General features: G+C 41.3%; 17 protein-coding genes and 1 pseudogene. 11 read left to right on the top strand and 7 right to left on the bottom strand.

The window, feature by feature from the left end; translation table 11 throughout:
- Nucleotides 1–85: 85 nt before the first annotated feature.
- From ACYTXL_RS15945 to ACYTXL_RS15935, 3 genes are all read right to left on the bottom strand, one after another.
- Nucleotides 86–1,690 (bottom strand): protein kinase domain-containing protein, encoded by a 1,605-nt coding sequence (locus tag ACYTXL_RS15945; protein ID WP_461925586.1) that lies wholly within the window; start codon nt 1,688–1,690, stop codon nt 86–88.
- A 640-nt stretch (nt 1,691–2,330) separates the two neighbouring features.
- Entirely contained in the window at nt 2,331–3,161 is an 831-nt protein-coding gene (locus ACYTXL_RS15940) for a squalene/phytoene synthase family protein (RefSeq protein WP_461925585.1), read from the bottom strand.
- A gap of 836 nt (nt 3,162–3,997) precedes the next feature.
- On the bottom strand, nt 3,998–4,156 hold the full coding sequence (locus ACYTXL_RS15935; protein WP_461925584.1) for a Rieske (2Fe-2S) protein: 159 nt from the start codon (nt 4,154–4,156) through the stop codon (nt 3,998–4,000).
- Nucleotides 4,157–5,149: 993 nt separating this feature from the next.
- Between ACYTXL_RS15935 and ACYTXL_RS15930 the strand changes: the two are divergent.
- The 3 genes and pseudogenes from ACYTXL_RS15930 to ACYTXL_RS15920 all read left to right on the top strand — a co-directional run.
- Nucleotides 5,150–5,353 (top strand): annotated as a pseudogene (locus ACYTXL_RS15930) (HNH endonuclease); the annotation flags it as partial.
- Between the two features lie 235 nt (nt 5,354–5,588).
- Nucleotides 5,589–7,964 (top strand): glycoside hydrolase family 31 protein, encoded by a 2,376-nt coding sequence (locus ACYTXL_RS15925; protein WP_461925583.1) that lies wholly within the window; start codon nt 5,589–5,591, stop codon nt 7,962–7,964.
- Between the two features lie 145 nt (nt 7,965–8,109).
- Entirely contained in the window at nt 8,110–8,388 is a 279-nt protein-coding gene (locus tag ACYTXL_RS15920) for a hypothetical protein (protein WP_461925582.1), read from the top strand.
- Nucleotides 8,389–8,561: 173 nt separating this feature from the next.
- Here the strand turns inward: ACYTXL_RS15920 and ACYTXL_RS15915 are convergent, their stop codons facing one another.
- Nucleotides 8,562–9,044 (bottom strand): DUF4168 domain-containing protein, encoded by a 483-nt coding sequence (locus ACYTXL_RS15915; protein ID WP_461925581.1) that lies wholly within the window; start codon nt 9,042–9,044, stop codon nt 8,562–8,564.
- A gap of 91 nt (nt 9,045–9,135) precedes the next feature.
- Entirely contained in the window at nt 9,136–10,146 is a 1,011-nt protein-coding gene (gene holA, locus ACYTXL_RS15910) for a DNA polymerase III subunit delta (protein ID WP_461925580.1), read from the bottom strand.
- Between the two features lie 224 nt (nt 10,147–10,370).
- Here holA and ACYTXL_RS15905 point away from each other — a divergent pair, with 224 nt between their 5' ends.
- Nucleotides 10,371–11,162, top strand: a complete 792-nt coding sequence (locus tag ACYTXL_RS15905) for a DUF1868 domain-containing protein (protein ID WP_461925579.1) — start codon at nt 10,371–10,373, stop codon at nt 11,160–11,162.
- Nucleotides 11,163–11,373: 211 nt separating this feature from the next.
- Here the strand turns inward: ACYTXL_RS15905 and ACYTXL_RS15900 are convergent, their stop codons facing one another.
- Nucleotides 11,374–12,144, bottom strand: coding sequence for an RDD family protein (locus ACYTXL_RS15900; protein ID WP_461925578.1), 771 nt, complete (start codon nt 12,142–12,144; stop codon nt 11,374–11,376).
- Nucleotides 12,145–12,189: 45 nt separating this feature from the next.
- Nucleotides 12,190–13,035 (bottom strand): hypothetical protein, encoded by an 846-nt coding sequence (locus tag ACYTXL_RS15895; RefSeq protein ID WP_461925577.1) that lies wholly within the window; start codon nt 13,033–13,035, stop codon nt 12,190–12,192.
- Between the two features lie 80 nt (nt 13,036–13,115).
- Here ACYTXL_RS15895 and ACYTXL_RS15890 point away from each other — a divergent pair, with 80 nt between their 5' ends.
- The 7 genes from ACYTXL_RS15890 (at nt 13,116) to pstB (ending at nt 19,691) form a co-directional block, all read left to right on the top strand.
- Entirely contained in the window at nt 13,116–14,090 is a 975-nt protein-coding gene (locus ACYTXL_RS15890) for a stage II sporulation protein M (RefSeq protein WP_461925576.1), read from the top strand.
- A gap of 233 nt (nt 14,091–14,323) precedes the next feature.
- Nucleotides 14,324–14,893, top strand: a complete 570-nt coding sequence (locus tag ACYTXL_RS15885; protein WP_461925575.1) for a Uma2 family endonuclease — start codon at nt 14,324–14,326, stop codon at nt 14,891–14,893.
- Nucleotides 14,894–15,108: 215 nt separating this feature from the next.
- A complete protein-coding gene (locus tag ACYTXL_RS15880; RefSeq protein ID WP_461925574.1) occupies nt 15,109–15,252 on the top strand; it encodes a hypothetical protein in 144 nt (47 codons plus the stop codon).
- Nucleotides 15,253–15,627: 375 nt separating this feature from the next.
- A complete protein-coding gene (gene pstS, locus ACYTXL_RS15875; protein WP_461925573.1) occupies nt 15,628–16,671 on the top strand; it encodes a phosphate ABC transporter substrate-binding protein PstS in 1,044 nt (347 codons plus the stop codon).
- 242 nt (nt 16,672–16,913) lie between these two features.
- Nucleotides 16,914–17,915, top strand: coding sequence for a phosphate ABC transporter permease subunit PstC (gene pstC, locus ACYTXL_RS15870; protein ID WP_461925572.1), 1,002 nt, complete (start codon nt 16,914–16,916; stop codon nt 17,913–17,915).
- A gap of 80 nt (nt 17,916–17,995) precedes the next feature.
- Nucleotides 17,996–18,874: a phosphate ABC transporter permease PstA gene (pstA, locus tag ACYTXL_RS15865; RefSeq protein ID WP_461925571.1), complete on the top strand. Its 879-nt coding sequence runs from the start codon at nt 17,996–17,998 to the stop codon at nt 18,872–18,874.
- 37 nt (nt 18,875–18,911) lie between these two features.
- On the top strand, nt 18,912–19,691 hold the full coding sequence (gene pstB / locus ACYTXL_RS15860; RefSeq protein ID WP_461925570.1) for a phosphate ABC transporter ATP-binding protein PstB: 780 nt from the start codon (nt 18,912–18,914) through the stop codon (nt 19,689–19,691).
- The last annotated feature ends 323 nt before the right edge of the window (nt 19,692–20,014 follow it).

Below are 20,014 nucleotides of genomic sequence, written 5' to 3'. Positions count from 1 at the left end.
ATGCGATCGCCATTTACAAACGAGCCAATTGTACTGTTGAAATCAATATGTTGAATAGCATAGCTCCGAAATCCCAACTTTCAACTTACAACAAGCCTCGTTTACCATTGGGGCGGATGGTCATCCAATTTGTTTTTGCTAGCGCTAGCTGCTCATCAGAAATTTTGGCACTGGTGAGATTAGCACCACACAGATTAGCTCCTCGCAGGTTAGCATTGCTGAGATAAGCATTGCTAAGGTCTGCACCTCGCAGGTCTGCCCCTTCTAAATCAGCATGGTTAAAGTATGCTTTGGTTAAATTAGCATCCTTGAGATTTGCTCGAGTCAGACTGGCTCTGCCAAAGTCACTATTTTGGAGATTAGCTCCCTGGAGATTGGTTTTTTGCAATTGAGCGGAATGGAAATTTGTTTGCGATAAGTCAGCACCTTGCAGGTTCAGCAAATTTAAATTGTGTAGGGCAAAATCCCGTCTTCCTTTCAGATAGGCTGTTAATAAACCTTGGGTATCTAACTTCCTCTGAATTTTAGAATTTTGAACTTGGGAACCATTGCTGTTGCTGTTAGCTAAAATTGTTGATTTGCTCATCCCAGAACCCTGCTGTAATCCGGCCACTTCCGCTGCCTTGGCTCGTCTAGCGCGAATTGCTGCCGCTACATGTGCCACTCCTAGACTGGTAACACCACTAGAAGGGTTGTTAGATAAAACAGCAGAATTTTCCCGGTGGTTGTGTGTTCGCTCTTTAGATCCACTATCAGATTTAGTCAGTAAACCTTTTGCTAAACTATCTAAATATGGTTCTATTTCCAATGCTCTAAGAACTTCTGCTGCTGATTGATAGCGATTACGTACAGACACCTCTAACATTTTTCGCAATACCTTGCTCAAGTGGTCACTCACTTGCACAAGCTGTTCCCACATCATCTCGCCAGTTTTGGGATTGTAATCTAAATCTTTAGGAGTTTTGGTAGTCAATAAATAAATGCATGTTACCCCCAGTGCATAGATATCACTGGCGTAAACTGGACGCATAGCCATTTGCTCTGGAGGTGCAAAACCAGGAGTACCAATGGCATAGGCAGTTAATGCTGTCTGTCCTGATTGACTTGCCGCAGCTTGGCTTACTTGGTCTTTGACGGCACCAAAGTCGATGAGTACCATTCTGGCATCTTGAGTGCGGCGAATTAAGTTGGATGGCTTGATATCACGGTGAATCACCTTTTGCTCATGGATGTATTGCAGCAGTGGCAGAGTCTCGCTCAAAAATTGCTTGACTCCATTTTCGCTCAAGATACCGTTAAGTTTGACCTCCTCCTGCAAGGTATCACCACTGATGTATTCTTGAACTAAGTAGAATTGTTCATGATCTTCAAAATAGTCTAACAATCTTGGTACTTGGGGATGATTGCCAATCTTGCCTAGAGTTTTGGCTTCTCGCTCAAAGAGTTCTCTAGCCATCTTTAAAACGTGTGGGGCGCTTCCTGATGGGCGTAATTGCTTGATTACGCAACTCGGTTCTCCGGGTAAGCCTTGATCATTGGCTAAGAAGGTTGCTCCAAAGCCACCCTGACCTAATGGTTTGATCACCTGATAGCGATCGCGCAATAGTAGTTGGGAGCCACAAGACTGACACCTTTGGCTATTTACCAAATTTTCGGGATTGGGACAGATAGGATTTAAGCAGTAGCTCATGCACTCTCAACTCGCTGCACGAATAATCACCGGGAATGTTATACTCTGTTTCTGTTATACTCTTTTTCAATTATTTAAATATTAATCAACTCTTGCAAGGTAATTTTTGCTGGAAATCTTTTGAAGATTTTATAAAGTTTAACTGAGATTATGTAAAGCGATCGCCATAACGAGATGATTTATTATACTTACATTATTAAGTAGTATTTAGCCTACTTTATACCAATTCGTAATTCGTAATGACGCTCTCTTAACCGAGGTTTGACCCTCACCCCCAGCCCCTCTCTCAATTTTGGGAGAGGGGAGCAAATTATTCTAGTTCCCCCTTCTCCCAACTTGGGAGAAGGGGTTAGGGGATGAGGGCAAAACGTCTTCTCAAAGCAGATTTTTTCTTAAGTTGACACCAATGATTGATGAATTGCCCCTAGCGCGTGTAGTTTTGCGTAAGTCCTATGTAGTCTTATTTTGGAGAATTGGTATGTAAAAGTATTCGAGGGCAGTGCCCAACGCCAGTTGCTCTACTTGAGGTTTCCCTAAGTAGAGCAACTGGCTCTCCTACAGAAAATCGCTGTAGGATTTTGGATACCCAAATAAATTTGGAGGCAATTTAGAATTATCTCCATTAGTCCTTAAGAGACTATTAGCTGGCTTTCATGTTCACACTAATCAGCTGTTCGATAAGTGCCACAACATCACTGCGGCTGAGTTTCTCTTTCCCATTAGCAAGAGCGTCAAGAGTGCCATTAGCCAAGGTTAAGGGAATTTGGCAAAAATCTAAGGCAGGTCCAGTAGGAAGGTCTTTGGTGTAAGCTTCTGCCAGGACTAGATTGCGCCGCGCATACTCTTGCATATTTGCTGCACTCCAACCCTCTGGGAAAAAGTCTACCCCACGCCCTAAATCTTCAGTATGGTTACGCAGGATATTAATTGCTTGTAAACCCCGACCAAACCCAATTGCCTGGGTCCGATTAGTTTGGGTTCCATCATACCAAGTCCATAAGTCCGATAGTAACAATCCCACTGCACCTGCAACCCCAAAGGTATAACGATCCAAATCGGATTCTGTGTAAATTTTCCAGTTATTTTCTGCCCAGTAAGCCATCCGGTCTGCCATTGCAGCAGTGGCATCCCAAATTCGAGGTGCAATGGTCTCTGGTGCTAGCAGCGACCATTCTCTAATGCTCACAGTAACTTCTTCTAAGGTATTCTCATACCCGGTAAATGCTGCAAAGAAAGCATCTACCGCGAAGCCATCAACTCCTGTCTGTAACGTCATGCTAATCGCTCTTAACAGCTTTGCTTTGGTAGCGTTATCTAGTTTAGGATGATCTTCAATTTGATCAATGGCACGCATACACAAATATGCTGATGCTACTGCTTCTTGCAATCCTGGCGGTAAAAGACTGATTGGGATATAAAAAGTTCGACTAGTTTCTTTGAGGATTTGCAATGCATCTCTACGTAAATTCATGTTTTCACTCCCCACTTGATTTTTGCACCACATGAAGTTGGCAGTTTTTTGATGATACTGGATATAGTTTTGACTAAACCTTAAAAACTATAGACCATAAAATACGATAGTATTTCATCTAAAAATTAATAGTTTTTGGTGTTGCAATTAACAAAACTCTCAAATTTATCAAATTCTAATCTAGTATAGAGGGTTTTGGTTGCAAAAATGCGTCAGGTCTCGTTTGATATAGCTTTCATCAACTTTTAGTTGAGATATAAAGAATTATGGTAATCTTTGGTTGATTACGGCAAAATTTTTCTATGAGCAAACATCCATTTTCGGGATTTTAAACTGTTTTAAGTCTGCGTTAATCTGATTAACAAAGTGTAATTGTTGTATATATAATGACAATTTAGCAGAAGCTGGTAACGGATGACAGGAACTATACGCACCTTTAGAATGCGAACGGCGGCTTGCCGAAGAGTTAAGGACAGTTAAATTGGACATAGAGGGCTGCAATACCTGGGTTGGGTTACGGCGGAGCTTGATCAGTTACAGTGGAAGCCAGATTACTGTTTAAGGTGATACAAAGTGACCATAACCTAGAACAAGAAGTTCCCGTATATTTACGAGATTGACAACTCAACAAAATATTTGTGAATATTTGACCTCTCACGGGTCTCAAGATATGGAAATTCAAGTAGTTATTTCGAGCAGCTAAAGCTATAGTCTTCACTTTTTACTTGTTTTCCACTGATGTTACCCCATTAATCACTGGGCTGTTGATTACCTCTCTCTGCGTTATTAAACTGCGAACCGTGACACGGGCAATTTCAGGTCTTTTCTGAGGAATTCTAGGCGACGATACAGTTGAGGTGAGTACAGATTGCAGAATATTCGTGCAGTGTGCCGTTTTGCTCTCGGTAAGCTGCGACTTTTGTTAAACGACAGTGCACCACTGTACCTCTACCGGGAGCAGCTTTTTCAACGGAATCAACATCTCCTGGTTTCACCCAATTTAATAAAATCTTTTGCTAGAGAGATATACAATATTACTAATCGCTACTGCTGGGGAAGCTGGATCTATTTAGGGCTTTCAACTAATCTGGGCGATTGTTTTAGGGACAATTTCTGTAATTTTTCTGGTGAAAATATCTAGACGTTTAGCAGCCGTTAGCAAACATACAATTTTTATATCATTGCACTAGTTGCAGAAATTGTTGTTGATTTTCTGGTTTTAGCAGCCGAAATTGGCGGTGTTTGTATTGCCCTGCAACTAGTAACAAGCATTAGTTTCCAGTGGTTTGCTTTACCCGTGGTCTTTGCAATTTGGTTGCTACTTTGGAAAGGAAAATTTGGATTAATTGAAAACGGTATTTCTTTATTTGGATTAATTACTATGCATCAGATAATTTATTATTTAATATTTCCTTAGTGTGGTAACGACAGCTTGTGCGTTCATAACGACAGAACTTGGTAGTGCGATTCGTTGGCTAATGAATCACGGTAATCAATCCGTACATAACTAGCCCAACCCAGCAGCAGATTACTGCACCAAAAAGGGGTTGAACTCTCAAAATGATGTAGGTGAAAGTCCTACCAGCAAGGCTCATGCTTGACTCCTTATCTGCCCACACCGAACAAGCTCGATTCTTGTAGAGTGAAGCTCTTAACAGGGCGCAATCAGACTACCGTTATGGGTGGACACTGGCGCTAATAGGGAGTTCCTATGGTAAAACAGATGCCTATAAAAGTAACCCAGTCTGAAGCGGGACATATCTCTAAATTCCCGACTACATCAGAGCAAAAACCCCGCCGCATTCTGCCAACATAGCGGTAAGAGCTTGGGGGTCTGATGGTTAAAGTGGCACTACCTAACGGAACAATCAATCACTTTGAGGGAACGAATAAAAACGAATCAAAGGTCTTGGGGAAGTCGAACCCCAGGTAGGTAAGGCGAGATACGGAACCCCTTTGATTCGGGTAGGATGCGGTGTAATTACTGCAAGGTATACGACGGTGAAACCTCTAAGGCATTAAAACGTCAAAACCATACGTGTGGTCACTGTGGTATGAAGTGTACAAGTGAAGAACAAATACACCTACATCACATCGACGGGAATCATAACAACCGGAAAGTAAAAAATCTGATTGCTATACATGAGTCCTGTCACGACTATATCCACATGAGCAAAAGGGTTATCCCTTAATAATATCGGGAGCCGGATGCAGGGAAACCCGCACGTCCGGTTCTAACAGAGAGGTGCGCTGGGTAATACCAGCCATCGACTCTACCTGGTAACGACAGCTTGTGCATTACCAGAACCACTCTTGCTAAAAAATATCTGCTAATCTTTCACCCAACTTCTAGCGAAAGAAAGAGTTTTAGGCTGAGTATCTCTGTAATCATGAATGCTGACAAGTGTTAACTGCTTAATAAGTGATATGCCGCAATATTTCGGAAAACTACCCACTACTAACCAAGCTTGGACAAGTGTTAGCAATGTAAAAGCTGTAACCTGGGACAATAATATTATTAATTTTGACTGTGGCGACTCACGCCTAACGATTAGCGTACTTGCTCCTAATTTAATCCGCGTGCGTTTTGCACCAACTGGGGAATTTATGCCTCGCCGTTCTTGGGCAGTGACACTGGATGATGCAGAATGGGCAATAACACCTTTTGCGGTGCGAGAAACTGAAGCAACGGTAGAAGTTGAAACAGCACAGATTCGTGTATGTGTTCAGCGAGAAAAGTGCCGCATCGCCTGTTTTGACAAAGCTAATCGTCCTTTTGCCCAAGATGCAGAGATGGGGATGGCTTGGCGGATGGGCGCAGTTGCGGGGTGGAAGGAAATTGCAGCCGATGAACATTTCTATGGCTTTGGTGAACGCACAGGCTTTCTAGATAAACTCAGCCAGGTAAAAACCAACTGGACAACGGATGCCTTAGATTATGATGCACTGAGTGATGAAATGTACCAAGCAATTCCATTTTTTATGGCTTTGCGCCCAGAGGTAAGCTATGGCATCTTTTTCAATACCACTTTTTGGAGTCAGTTCGATATCGGTGCTGAACAACCGGGGGTTTGGAAGATGGAAACTCGCGGCGATGAATTAGATTATTACATTATCTATGGTCCCGAACCTGCCCAAATCCTGGAGACTTACACTCAGCTAACTGGGAAAATGCCATTACCGCCGAAATGGGCGCTAGGTTATCATCAATGTCGGTGGAGTTACGAATCAGAAATTGTTGTGCGGGAACTAGCAAAGGAATTTCGTCAGCGCCGCATTCCCTGCGATGTTATTCACCTCGATATTGACTATATGCGGGGTTATCGGGTGTTTACTTGGAGTCCTCAACGCTTCCCCAACCCGGCAAAACTTATTAGTGATTTAGCAGAAAATGGTTTCAAAACAGTCACTATCATTGATCCTGGTGTGAAGTATGAACCAGAAGCCAATTATGATGTTTTTGACCAAGGAATAGAAAACGACTATTTTGTGCGTAAAGCTGATGGTGCGTTGTTCCACGGTTATGTGTGGCCTGAGAAAGCTGTTTTTCCTGACTTTTTGCGTCCTGATGTGGGTGTTTGGTGGGCTGATTTACACAAAAGCTTAACTGATATTGGTGTGGCAGGAATTTGGAATGATATGAATGAACCTGCCATAAACGATCGCCCTTTCGGCGATGATGGTGAAAAGATTTGGTTTCCCCTAGATGCACCGCAGGGGGGAAATGAGGATAATTCAAAATCCAAAATCCAAAATCCAAAATCTAAAATTGATGCGACTCATAGAGAAGTGCATAATTTGTATGGGTTGATGATGGCTAAAGCTTGTTATGAAGGGTTGCAATGGCATCGAGGCTCAGAGCGATCGTTTGTGTTAACGCGATCAGGTTATGCTGGTGTGCAACGCTGGTCTTCTGTGTGGATGGGAGATAACCAATCGTTATGGGAGCATTTAGAAATGTCTCTGCCGATGCTTTGCAATATGGGACTTTCGGGTGTGGGGTTTGTGGGTTGCGATATTGGCGGGTTTGCTGGTAACGCCACAGCTGAATTATTTGCTCGCTGGATGCAGGTAGCAATGCTTTACCCGTTGATGCGCGGCCATTCGGCAATGTCTACTGCTCCTCATGAACCTTGGGCATTTGGCGATCGCGTTGAAAATATCTGTCGAGAATATATTAACCTACGTTATCAACTACTTCCCTACATTTATAATCTTTTTTGGGAAGCGGCAACAACGGGCGCACCGATTTTAAGACCATTATTATACCATTTCCCCAACGATCCGAAAACTTACACTCTCTACGATCAAGTATTACTAGGTGCGTCGCTGATGGCTGCACCAATTTACCGCCCTGGAGTTGAGCATCGATCTGTCTATTTACCCCTTGGCACTTGGTATGATTGGTGGAGTGGCGATCGCTATGAAGGCCCGATTCATATTCTGGCTCATGCACCATTGGAAAGAATGCCACTGTATGTCCGTAGTGGTGCGATCGTTCCTATGCAACCTGTCAGGCAATACGTTGATCAAGCCCCGCTCGACGAGATTCGATTACGGATTTGGCGTGGTAATAACGAATATCAGCTATTTGAAGATGATGGACACACAAACGAGTATCAAGATAAAAACTTTTCGCTAGTAAATATCAGCGTATTTACTGATAAAAATCAAACAGTAGTTGAAATTGGAGCGAGAATGGGAGAATGGACACCTCCACCGCGTGAAGTGATTGTAGAACTTGTTGGTGTTGGAGAGCAACGTTTCCAAGATGATGGTAAGCAACGTAGCCTGCAATTCTGAAATACTCCCAAAGCTGGCTTATCTATTACTCTATAACTGTGCAACAAAAAATATGCACGGGGTTAATGTAGGTAGTTACAAGTGATAAGCTGTTCCACATTTAACTTACATATCTTGGGCGGGCGAGACGCCCACCCCACAATAAATGTACAATTTCAGATTATGCAAAATAGATGTGGTTTACCTTACCTACGGCGGCTTATTAATTGCCGCGATCGCACTATCTTTTATATTGGGGTGGGTAATTGTTGAAGTTCAACGAGCAGGGCAATACGATCTGGCGTTTGCAGTATCAGTGTTTGCGATCGTCCTGATTGCGATCGCAACCACCAGAATTAGGGGAACTATTGGGGATTCGTCATACATCTGCAATTTGTTTTTACAAAATAAAAAATCAATTTCAAATGCAATCCTCACTTCGTGACGCTTCTCTACGAGAGGCTCCGCCAACGCGAACATCCCGCGCTCACAATCCCCATCTTAAAAGTACCTTGTTCGCGTCGCGGACGCACCAGAAGATGGGAACTTCCGCGCCATGCCCTCGGATATTTTTATTTCAATTATGAATAATCATTGTGTATTGGGGCGATGTTTTAACTACCGGGACTCAGGAGTTTGTTGCAGACGTAATAGGCTATCGTAAACCTGCCGTTTTAACATATTGTTATTTTGTAGTTCTAGAGTAATTTTGTTGAACTGATCAAAGCTCAAACCATTATCTGCGACAATTTTTTGAGCGCGAGTACAGTAATTGACTGCAATATCTTGAGCTTTCTTTGGAAGACCATTGAAGCTGTTAGAATCGTTACAAACAATCTTGGGAATTTCTCCATTGCCAATAAGTTTTTTAATTTCTTCAAAGGCATTTTGACGTGCTGGCTCCATTGCTAGCACGGCTTGAGCGTAACTGTCGATTTCAGTATTGTTAACTATTGGTAGTGGAGTTTGAGCATCAACTTTTAAACTCAATGAAAAAGCGTTTAAAATCACACCCGCAGTAGCGAGCGCGCCCAAAAAGAATGATTGGGAAAGGATTCGCTTTCGGCTATGTCGGGAAAATAAATCGGAAATTTTCTTCATATAGTGTGTGACACAAAACTACATCAGGATATTTATAAGAACTTTGAATTATTTTCGGAGTTGGAAGTTCCAGCAACTACTCAATACAACATCAAGCTTTTATATTTGATTGTGAATTGCCTCGACATACTTGACAAAGTTCGATTATTTTAGTCTGGAGTGTTGACATTTCTGATGCTCCTTGCTTGAGGCTGACTTCCAACTCCAGTAGTAGAGGTAAGCAAGAGATTAACTGTTGCACAGAAAGCAGCCTGATTTCTTGTTGTAAGAAGTAGATCCGTTTAGGATTACCGATATCAGCAGCTTGAGCGATCGCTTGTTGATTGCGCTCACCACTTTCGATCATAATCTTTACCCATAGCCAGGTGCGAAATTGTCCAATCAGTGTGGCAACTATCCGTAATCCCGGCTCAGAAGCATTGATCAGATCCGCCAAGGTTGTCAAAGCTTTAGCTGTATCTCCTGTTCTGATTGCTGCTGCTAATTGTAAGCTATTTTGAGTAGTATTTCTGACTAACTTCGTAACAGTATCTATATCTAAAGGCTTATTGCTACCTTGGGCATATAGCCGCAATTTCTCTAACTCATTGTACAGAAGCCGTGTATCATTTCCTACGGATTCTGCCAACAACTGGGCAGTATTGGCAGTCAGTTTTATGCCCACAGACTGGGCTGCTTGATTAACAGATTGCACCAGCAATTCTGTTTTCCAAGGGGGAATGAGCGGAAATTCTCGAAACTCGGTAGCAAACTGTTTTAACAATTTCGTGGATTTAAGGCGTTCATCTGGCTTATTACGGCTGGTGAGCAATAAAAATGAGTTTTCGGGGGTGACAGGTAGCGATCGCAGCAATTCTGCTAATACATTCTCTGGACAGTGCTGAAACAGAGTAGTATTTATCAGCCATACCAAGCGCCCACCAGCGCCAAAAGTGGGTGTCATCACCTGATTTAAGCCCTGAATCGCAGCATCAGCTTGATCTGGGGGGAATGAAGAGTAGTTAAAACTAATCCATTGGGGATCGAGGATGCGATCGCGCAGCATAGCGATCGCCTTTTCGATAGCAAAATCATCCTCACCCCAGTAAACATAGATTGGCATAGACAGACAAACCTCTTACTGGGACATTGGACATTGGGCATGGGGCATGGGGCATGGGGCATGGGACATTGGACATTGGGCATTGGGCATTGGTGAAGAGTTAATATTTATAACTCCTAACTCCTAACTCCCCACTCCCAAAAACTAAATACTTTTGAAATCATTCTGTTAATCGGGATAATTTTCCCTAAAATCTATCAAGTGAGAGCGTGAGGCTATAAAGATTGGACGACAACTATCAAACTTACTTAAATCGGTTAGCACGACTAACGCTACCAGAAGCCTACAGATCGCAAGTTCAGCATATTCAGGAATCTTCTAAATTTCAGCCAGATTCTGGGTTAATACAAGCAACGGCCTTTCCTGGCTATACGCTAATTACCCCGCCTGCGGCAGAAGAAGAATCACAAAACTCTGCTTTCTATGCCAAATTACAGACTTACCAACAGGAACTTTTACAGTTGCCTGTAAACCGTAATTTGATTGTACCTGTACCTTCTGCTAGCTTCCATCTAACTTTAGCGGATTTAATTTGGGACAATGCTTACCTTGATGCCTACGAAAAAAATCCCAAATTTGACGAGGAGTTACACTCTTGTTTAGCCGAAATGTTTCAGCAATATCAACAATTGATGACAAACAGGAGTCATCCGATTAAATGGCAAATATTGGGACTAATACTGATGCCAAGAGCTGTAGCCGTTTGTTTAGTACCCAAGGATGAAAGCTGCTACGAGGAAATTAGTAAATTTCGCCGAACAATTTATCAAAACCCCAAGTTAATTGCTTTGGGTATTGAGCAGCATTATCACTTTACAGCCCATGTTACATTAGCTTATTTTGGGGAGGTTGCATCTGACTTAGACCGCACAAGTTTCAGCACAATGCTTTCTCAATTGAATGAACAATGGCTGTTAGATTTGCCCGAAATTTTGATTCATCGCGTCGAATTACGGAAGTTTAATGACATGACCCGCTATTATCGTGAACCAGACTGGCCAATTTTAGATTTTTGAGATGATCCGCGTATTATTTGAGCAACATTAAATTTGGATTTGCTAATATAGCGGTTCTCAGTTGAGTCTAATATAGACCTAACAAGAACAGCCCCTTCCCTACAAGGGAAGGGGAGTAAGATTCAAAGCCTCTCTCCTTTTAGGAGAGAGGAATGGAAGTGAGGTGAAAGTTTATTGCATACAAACGAAAAGTGCTATAGTTTATTCGCATTTAAAATTCCGGTTGTTGATAACCGAGGTAAACAGCTTCTAAAAATACATCAGGTGTAATACCTTCTGGCAACTTTTCTAAATTAATAATAGCTAAAACTTGCTCGGCTAACTTTAGAGATAATGAGGCTTTTGCTTTTAACGACATTGCACCACGTCGCTGCAAATACTCACGAATCACACCAAAATCATCAGGCATCAATGGTGATAAATCGGTAATTTGGATTAACTGTTCATGAAGTACCTTAGCCTCTTCTGAAATTATTAATGTTGCTGATGCAGTCGGTGCTTGGGCTTGAATCACAATTGTACCAGCTGCCAAATCACCAAAGCGCTTTTCTCGACGGCCAAACATAATTAAAAATGCGCCAATAAACAAAGTTTCATCAAAGGGTCGCAGTAAGGCACGTAGAGTTGCTTGTTGTAGCCCGATGAGTCTACCATCATCTCGAACTACGCGAATTTTAGCAACCCGTTTACCAGGGGTTTGCCCAAACCATAAGGTTTCAAAAAATACAAAATAACCGATGTAAATTGCAAAGGCGATAATGAAGAAAATTGCTATTAACCAAATTCCTAAATTCCGAGCCTCAAAAAAATTGAACAGTTGCGTCGAAAAGAGAGTCCAGCCAAGGAAAAACACAAGTAAGGTTATAGTCAAAATTGTATAGTCAATCAGCAGTGCCAAAGCTCGATTGCCGATTCCAGCTAGAGTAAATTCCAGTTCTACACTTTCTGGAGTCTGGAATGTGATGCGATTAAAAAAGCGCATATTTTAACTAATTCAAAATTAATAGAGTTAAATTAAGGTGTTGAGTTAACGAAAATCCTGAAAGGGAGGTTCTCGTAATTGCAAACCTAGACCCTCGCGCCGACTACGCAAGTCAAAATATAAAACAGCTTTTAGTGCTTGCCAGAATGGCATCACAAAAACTCCACCTACTAAGCCGCTGATCAAAGAAATAACATATACAATTCCGTAGATAGTAGAACCTCGCTCAAGCTTTATGAGGAATAGTTGGGGTATATAGTTAAATACAAATACTAACGGAAATGTAACGACACACGCAACTAAAACAACCCCCTGAATGCGAAGTACTGAAGCTTTAGTTAACTCCCAACTTCTGGCAACACTTTCGCCACCGTTGATATTTTCCTCAACAGCTAGCGGTACTTCAGCTACTACCCAACGCGAGTAGAACCAGGTTAGTCCCAACAGCATAATAACTACCGTTACAATAATTGCCAATGTAGTTGCAACTATAACACCTGTAGTACCTAGTATCCCTCCTAATACTACTCCCAGCAAGCCACCCACGATACCACCCGCGATCGCTAGTCCCAAATAAATTACAAGCATAGATATTCCTACTTGGAAAGCAACTCTTAAAAATGACCAAAGACGTGGATTAATATGGCTATTGGCAGTTTGGACATTTTCAGGTTGGTAAACTAATTCTCCAAAAGCCAAGCGTGAAATTAGTCCAGAGATGGCTGCACATTTTGCCCAGCCGTAGATTGGAACTATAACCCACAAGTGAGCAATTAAAGCCAGTTTTAGATAAGTCTTCAGATGAGAACGATACAATCGTACCGCAGCACTCACTACATTCCCAACACTCAGTGGTTGTATGGAACTGGAAGATCCAAAGTTTTCAGACATAATAGTAAATTTCCCTTGAAACTACGGAGATGAATTTGAGGCTATCTTAAGCTAAGTTAAACTCAGTGTTCCCAAAATTCATGAATATTCAACGATGGATTGCACGACGAGAATCGAATTGGCAACGTCTGGATGCCCTATTAAGGCAGATAGAAAAAAAAGGGTTAAAATCCTTACGGGCAGCAGAAATTAGAGAGTTAGCGAGTTTGTATCGTTCAGTGGCGGCTGATTTAGCTCGTGCCCGCACACAACAAATCGGCAATACTTTGATCCAAAGTTTACAATCTTTAACAACTCGTGCTTATACGCAGATTTACCAAGGTTCGCGCCGACAGGAATGGCAGGCAATTCTGGAATTTTACCGATGGGGATTACCATCTGTAGTCCAGAAAACATTTGCATATATTGCTGCTGCAACGGCGCTGTTTCTACTGGGGGCGCTAGTGGCTTGGTGGTATTCCTGGCAAAATCCTAGCTTTATGTCCTTGATAGTACCTGAAAGTTTGATTACCAAGGTGCGAGATGAGCATAAATTGTGGATGGGGTCAATTGTCGGCGTTGAACCTCTGGCATCCAGCAGTATCATGATCAATAACCTGTCGGTGTGTTTTGGGGCTGTTGCTGGTGGCATGACGGCTGGAGCATATACAACTTATTTGATGGTATTTAATGGCTTATTGATTGGTGCTGTTGGTACTTTGGTGGGTCAAAATAATCTGCCTTATCCTTTTTGGGCTTTTGTGTTTGGGCATGGTTCTTTGGAATTACCCGCGATCTTTTTTGCTGGAGGTGCGGGATTTTTATTAGCAAGAGCAATTTTATTTCCTGGTAAATATCGTCGTGGGGATGCACTGAAATTGTACGGTTCACAAGCGGTGCAGCTAGTATTTGGGATTATACCAATGTTGATTATTGCTGGTGCGATCGAAGGCTTTTTTTCTCCTAATCCTAGCGTACCTGAACCGATTAAATATCTGGTCGGAATGGGATTGTTTGTCCTTTTGGTGCTGTATTGTAGTCGCAAGCAAACATCAAATAATTTAGATGGCGGCTGATTGGTAAATTGAAAAAATATTTTAGAATAAAGTAAATATTTTTCAGTTAAGACTTCACCACTTAGGACTAGGACTTACGTAAAACTACACGCAGTAGGGGCAATACCCTGCGGGAAGCTAAAGCTACATGAATTGCCCCTACCTAAAAATCATTCTTTTCAGTTATTGTTTGCGTAAGTCCTGAGGGCTTAACTATGTAAAAAAATCATTAGTAAGTTGAAGCTAAGATAATCATGGTACAAACACCAAATAAAATATTGACCCTACAAGAGTTTTTCACACTACCAGAAACTAAACCGTATTGCGAGTACATTGACGGTAAAATCATTCCAAAACCTATGCCTCAAGGAAAACATAGCACTATTCAAGGAGAACTCTTTCCCACAATCAATTCTGTTGTCAAAGTACAAAAAATGGGTTGGGCTTTTCCAGAATTACGTTGCACTTTTGCAGGACGTTCTATAATTCCTGATGTCGCTGTATTCTCTTGGGCAAGGCTTCCTGTAGACGAAAATGGTGATATTGCCAATACATTCGCCGCAGCACCTGACTGGATAATCGAAATCCTCTCCCCTGAACAAAGCCATACAAAAGTTACAAAAAAAATCCTACACGCTCTGAATAACAGGACTCAAATGGGTTGGTTAATTGACCCTGATGAGCGATTCATTGCTGTTTATCCTGCTGGACAACAACCTTTACCTTTTGAGGAAATTGAGTCTGTTTTACCAGTGCCAGACTTTTGTCAGGGGTTACAGTTGACGGTAGGTAATATTTTTGGGTGGTTAAAGGTGACTACGTAACAAATATTTCGTTCAAGCAACCTTAGGAATAAGAATTAAATAACATACAATTTGTGTCCTTGGCTTACCTCACCCTCAATCCCTCTCCTTTATAAGGAGAGGGAAGCTAGATCAAGATGAAGTTTTGCATTTTATTTAATTCACGTTCCTTACTATTCTTACACTGAAATATGCCAAAACGCATCATTAGCGAACTATCTGATGAACAATAGGCAATGCTTCCTATCTATAGAGAGAAGTGGCGCTCGATACAAATATCAACTGAATCAATTAAGCAAGAAAAAGTCGCAGCAGCTCTTAAATTTGCTGATGGCTATAGTGTTTATGCTTGCCACGAAAGACATCTTTCTCAAGAATAACGAGAGTGATATTATGAGGAACAAGATCCTGATTCTGTGTAGATGCACAGCCTAAGAACGAATGATTTAGGATTGCAACTCAATTGCAGGGACTCACCGATTACCCACAGATTTTTTATCTATTTTGTACTGAAGTTGCAATTTTGAAATTGTGTTATTTTTTAATTTTTAATTATTTAAATTAAGCTTAAGATTGTTATCAGCATATTTTTAGCAAACTAATATAGTCAATCAAATATCAATAGATAGTAAAATGTTTAAAGTAAGATTTAACCCCGGCTTAATCCTTTATTTATTCATCGTTAACCATAAAAAATGTAAGTTATCTTCAGGCTGAAATTACAGCATAAAAGTATTCCTTTAATTAGAGGTAATATGATTTTTTCGACTACAATATTGAATCGTGTCATTGCTATTTCAGTGATGACAACTTCTGTTGCACTTAGTCCATTTTTTGGTGCGATCGCACAAGCTGAAACTCTCAATGGTGCAGGAGCAACTTTTCCGGCTCCACTTTACGAACGCTATGCTCGTGAAGTGAAGAAGAAATATCCCGACTTGAAAATTAACTACCAAGCAATTGGTAGCGGCGGCGGTATTCGTCAAGTCATCGCTGGAACCGTTGACTTTGGTGGTAGTGATGCTGCAATGAAAGATGATGAAATTGCTAAAGTCAAGAACGGTGTAATCTTAGTACCTACAGCAGGCGGTGCCGTTTCTGTTGTTTACAATCTTCCCGGCGTTAATAATCTCAAATTGTCCCGCGCTACACTACCAGCAATTTTCTCAGGTCAAATTACCAAATGGGATGACCAAAAAATTAAAGCTGATAATCCGGGCGTAAATCTACCAAATCAATCAATTAAATTTGTTGTTCGCGCTGATGGTAGCGGTACAACTTTCATTTTCACCAATCACTTGAGTGCTACCAGTGGTTATTTTAAAGGCAGAGTTGGAACTAACACTGCTCCCAAATGGAATCTGCCAAACGTCCTCAAAGGTAAAGGCAATCCAGGCGTAGCTGCCTTAGTATCTCGTACTTCCGGTTCTATTGGTTATGTAGAATATAGCTACGCTGTGCAAAATAACCTGAAATCAGCACTGGTACAAAATAAGAAAGGAGAATTTGTTGCTCCTTCTTTAGAATCTGCAAATGTAGCTTTATCAACTGTGAGTTTCCCCGAAAACTACCGCGTTTTCGTAGGAGAACCAGCACAGGGTTATCCAATTGTAGGCCTTACTTGGATGTTGGTTTACAAACAGTATGCTAATGCTTCCAAAGCTGATGCTGTCAAGAAATGGATCAATTGGGTATTGAAAGACGGGCAACAATATAACGATGACCTCAACTACACCAAAATTCCATCTGATGTGGTAAATCGGGTACTTCAGACAGTGAATAGCTCTGTCAAGCCTTAATTTGCAATCTTATCGAAAGAGTGCTGAGTAATAAACAATATAGCAGTTATCAGACCTTGTGATGTAGAAGAACCCCACCCCCAACCCCCTAAGAGCAAGCGAGGAGGGGGCTATGATGTATCTCATGTGATTAAGAAACGCTAGAATTTCACTCAGCACTGATGAATGCTTTCCTCTGAATAATAGAGTGAGTTGTTAATTCACTCTATTAGCAATAAAAAAATCTATTTTATTGATTTGTAATGGCAAATTCATCTGAACCAGCCGAGATAAATTCATCAGATAATTCAAATTTAGGCGATGAAAATTTAAATTTAACAGCTATCGGCGGCACAAATTTATGGTTTGACCAAGGTTTTACACGGCTAGTATACTTTTTTGCTGTGATTACTGTTGCAGTGCTATTTGTGATGAGTTGGGTAATTTCACACGAGGCTTTACCAGCCATTAAGCAGTTTGGACTGGGGTTTTTGTGGGGTCAAGATTGGGATACAGGTAATCAGATTTTTGGCGCATTACCCTATATTTATGGAAGTTTAGTGAGTAGTGCGATCGCTATTTTATTCGCTGTCCCAGTGGGAATAGCAGTAGCCTTAGTCACCAGTGAAAATTTCTTACCTTCATCACTACGAACAACCTTAGCATTTGTTGTTGAATTAATTGCAGCAATTCCCAGTGTCATCATTGGTTTATGGGCAATTTTTGTTTTTATTCCAGTTCTAGAACCTCTACAAAAGTTGCTCTGCAGCACTTTTAAATGGATACCACTGTTTAATACAGAAGACCCTTCTGGGACTAATATGTTGACTGCTGGAATTATTCTAGCCATCATGATTTTGCCGACAATGGCAGCAATTACTCGTGATGTCTTAATGGCTATTCCTAAAGAATTACGCAGCGCATCTATGGCTTTGGGTGGCACCCGTTGGGAAACAATTTTTCGAGTCTTGCTACCAGCAGGATTTTCTGGAATGGTGAGTGCAGCAATGCTAGCCTTAGGACGTGCTTTGGGCGAAACAATGGCTGTGACTATGGTGATTGGTAACTCGGCTCAAATCAGTGCTTCTTTACTCGATCCAGGTTATACAATTCCCTCTGTATTAGCTAATGAATTTGCTGAAGCTGAACCGGGATTGCATATAGGCGCTCTCAGCTATTTGGCATTAATTTTGTTTGGCGTAACTCTAGCTGTGAATATTGGCGCTGTACTCTTGGTGAAGTGGGTTGGCAGGAAAAATAAATAATCCTATTTCAGTTTAATGTTGCCATAAATATTTCCATCTCAATGTAGCAAGACGTTTATCAATCAAAATTTGTAAAAAATATGAGTGGTTCCATCCAGTCTGAACCTGATGAATTGGCGACAGAATTATGCAGTCCTCTGCCAACAGAGCGAGTACTATTTACTTATGCAATGAATGCGATCGCCTTTGGTTTGACAGGTTTAGCACTGATTCCTTTATTATCAATTTTGTGGGAAATTCTCGTCCGGGGAATATCTGGACTGAAATCAGATATGTTTGTCAAAGCAGTGATTGACAATGGCTTTGGCAATGCCATACTGGGAACCATAATCATGGTATTAATTGGTGGTATATTGAGCATTCCCACAGGGATAATGACAGGAATTTTCTTGGCAGAATTTAGTCAAACCAACCCAATTACTGGGCTTGTTCGTTTTATCAGCAGTATTCTAACAGGCGTGCCTTCAATTGTTGTAGGCGTATTCGCTTACGGTGTGATAGTTTTGGTAACTAAAGGATTTAGTGCGATCGCAGGTGGTTTTGCTTTAGCCGTGATTATGCTACCTGTGATTATACTGACAACAGAAGAATCTTTAAAACTTATTCCCATATCTCAACGTCTTGCCTCCGCTGCTTTAGGCGGAACTCGCTTCCAAACTATTTTTCGCATCGTTGTAACTGCTGCAATTCACGGAATTACTACAGGCGTTTTATTAGCTGTAGCTCGTGCGGCTGGTGAAACCGCACCCTTAATTTTTACTGCCTTATTTAGTCTAGATTGGTCAGAAGGATTCTTAAGTCCAACAGCTTCCTTACCAGTATTAATTTTTAACCTCTACAACGACCCCGATCCGGAAAAAAGCCAATTAGTATGGACTACTTCTATAGTTCTACTTGGCTTAATTTTATGTGTCAGTATTCTCTCTCGCTTAGTTATTAGACAGAGAAGAATAAACTAAAAATAAATTTTTGTTTTGTTTCGCACCTTAAGCAAGTATGAATAACCTAATTCCAGCTATCAAAGTTAAAAATATCAGCTTTTACTATGGCACAATCAAGGCGATCGAAGGGGTATCAATAGATATTTGTCAGAATAAAGTAACCGCAATTATTGGCCCTAGTGGTTGTGGTAAATCTACCTTTATCAAAATTCTGAATCGGATTAGCGAATTAGAAGGACCTGTGAAAGTTGAAGGAGATGTAGAATTTTTTGGTCAGAATATTTATGCTCCTCGTGTCAACATCAATCGCTTACGCCGCCAAATTGGTATGGTGTTTCAAAAACCAAATCCTTTTCCCCTCAGTATTTACGAAAATGTTGCCTACGGTATGAGGATAGCAGGCAGGTATTCCAAAGTAGAATTAGATGAAATTGTCGAATCTGCCCTCAAAGGTGCTGCTCTTTGGAATGAAGTCAAAGATAAGTTGGATAAATCGGGTTTAGGGCTTTCTGGTGGTCAACAACAAAGATTATGTATTGCCCGTGCTTTAGCAGTCAAGCCGAAAGTTCTGCTGATGGATGAGCCTTGCTCGGCTCTTGATCCCATCGCTACCATGAAAGTTGAGGAACTGCTCCATAGTTTGAAGTCTCAGTTGACAATTGCGATTGTTACCCACAATATGCAGCAAGCCGCTCGCGTCTCTGATTTTACGGCTTTCTTCAGCACCGATGAAAGTCGGATTGGTCAAATGGTTGAATTTGGCGCTACAGAGCAAATCTTTAATAACCCATTAGACCCCCGCACCCGCGACTACATTTCCGGGCGTTTCGGTTAAGATATGTCCTAGCGTGGCTTAATAATTTTTGGAATCAGCTTTAGCGCAAATTGCCAGCGTTCAGGTGTACTTCCCCAACCCGATTGTTGATAATAATTTTTTGAAGATAGATAGGCAACTTCAGTCTCATTTTGTTGAGCATCAAACTAGGCTCTTAGTTGAGAGCTATTGGAAGCTTGTTCACTCTGATAGTCATTACTCTCCATATTACGGGCATGAATCGGTTAATGATCTACTAGAACAGACTAAACGGGAAACTTATATTATTCTCTTTCTGAGAGAATAGGTATGGTCGTCCATGAAAAAACTGATCCGGCGTATTA

The sequence above is a fragment of the Nostoc sp. genome (assembly GCF_054880495.1).
The sequence above is the reverse complement of the archived record's forward strand: the minus strand, read 5'-3'. Positions and strand labels throughout refer to the sequence as shown.

Coding starts and splice junctions, on each gene's coding strand:
- ACYTXL_RS15945 (WP_461925586.1), bottom strand. CDS start 1,690: ATGAGCTACTGCTTAAATCCTATCTGTCCCAATCCCGAAAATTTGGTA.
- ACYTXL_RS15940 (WP_461925585.1), bottom strand. CDS start 3,161: ATGAATTTACGTAGAGATGCATTGCAAATCCTCAAAGAAACTAGTCGA.
- ACYTXL_RS15925 (WP_461925583.1), top strand. CDS start 5,589: ATGCCGCAATATTTCGGAAAACTACCCACTACTAACCAAGCTTGGACA.
- ACYTXL_RS15920 (WP_461925582.1), top strand. CDS start 8,110: ATGTACAATTTCAGATTATGCAAAATAGATGTGGTTTACCTTACCTAC.
- ACYTXL_RS15915 (WP_461925581.1), bottom strand. CDS start 9,044: ATGAAGAAAATTTCCGATTTATTTTCCCGACATAGCCGAAAGCGAATC.
- holA (WP_461925580.1), bottom strand. CDS start 10,146: ATGCCAATCTATGTTTACTGGGGTGAGGATGATTTTGCTATCGAAAAG.
- ACYTXL_RS15900 (WP_461925578.1), bottom strand. CDS start 12,144: ATGCGCTTTTTTAATCGCATCACATTCCAGACTCCAGAAAGTGTAGAA.
- ACYTXL_RS15895 (WP_461925577.1), bottom strand. CDS start 13,035: ATGTCTGAAAACTTTGGATCTTCCAGTTCCATACAACCACTGAGTGTT.
- ACYTXL_RS15890 (WP_461925576.1), top strand. CDS start 13,116: ATGAATATTCAACGATGGATTGCACGACGAGAATCGAATTGGCAACGT.
- ACYTXL_RS15885 (WP_461925575.1), top strand. CDS start 14,324: ATGGTACAAACACCAAATAAAATATTGACCCTACAAGAGTTTTTCACA.
- ACYTXL_RS15880 (WP_461925574.1), top strand. CDS start 15,109: ATGCTTCCTATCTATAGAGAGAAGTGGCGCTCGATACAAATATCAACT.
- pstS (WP_461925573.1), top strand. CDS start 15,628: ATGATTTTTTCGACTACAATATTGAATCGTGTCATTGCTATTTCAGTG.
- pstC (WP_461925572.1), top strand. CDS start 16,914: ATGGCAAATTCATCTGAACCAGCCGAGATAAATTCATCAGATAATTCA.
- pstA (WP_461925571.1), top strand. CDS start 17,996: ATGAGTGGTTCCATCCAGTCTGAACCTGATGAATTGGCGACAGAATTA.
- pstB (WP_461925570.1), top strand. CDS start 18,912: ATGAATAACCTAATTCCAGCTATCAAAGTTAAAAATATCAGCTTTTAC.